Source organism: Streptomyces sp. AC627_RSS907 (genome assembly GCF_019049165.1).
The window spans coordinates 1-646 of the sequence record NZ_JAGMUE010001352.1 but is presented as its reverse complement, the minus strand read 5'-3'; the positions used below and the strand labels follow the sequence as shown (position 1 = coordinate 646).

Genomic DNA, 646 nt, shown 5'->3' with positions numbered 1-646 from the left:
CCTGGAGCTGGTAGGGGCCCGCCTCGCGGCGGCCCCAGACGCCGTCGATCAGCGCGGTTCCCTCGCGGACCAGGTCGCGGTTCCACCGCGTACGGTCCTGCTCGTCCAGCGGTACGAGCCCGCCGTCCGCGCCGGTGCGGGCTGCCCGTCGGGACTCGATGAGCAGCATGAGCGCCAGCAGCCCGTTCGCCTCGGCGTCCTCGGGCGCGGCGGCATGCAGCATGCGGGCCAGCCGGATCGCCTCGCTGGTGAGGTCGAGTCGGGTGAGGTCGGGTCCGGCGGTGGCGGTGTAACCCTCGTTGAAGACCAGGTAGAGCACCCGCATGACGGCGGCCATCCGGCTCTCGCGGTCGGCGCCGGTCGGCGGGGTGAAGCGGGCGCCGGCGCGGGCCAGCCGCTGTTTCGCGCGGCTGATCCGGGTACCCATGGTGGCCTCGGACGTGCCGTGGGCGTGCGCGATCTCGGCGGTCGTCAGCCCGCCGACGGCGCGCAGGGTGAGCGCGACCTGGGAGGCGGGCGCCAACTCGGGGTGACAGCACAGCAGGAGCAGGGTGAGGCTGTCGTCCGTCGCGGGCACGGGCTCCGAGGTACGGGAGGCGAGTTCGGCCAGACTGACGTCCCGTTCGCGCCGCTGCCTGGCCTGTTC

General features: G+C 74.1%; 1 protein-coding gene. It reads right to left on the bottom strand.

Features of this window, described 5'->3' with window-relative positions:
* The coding region (locus tag KUM32_RS41875) for an RNA polymerase sigma factor (protein ID WP_302185272.1) at positions 1-646 on the bottom strand (646 nt) is incomplete at both ends.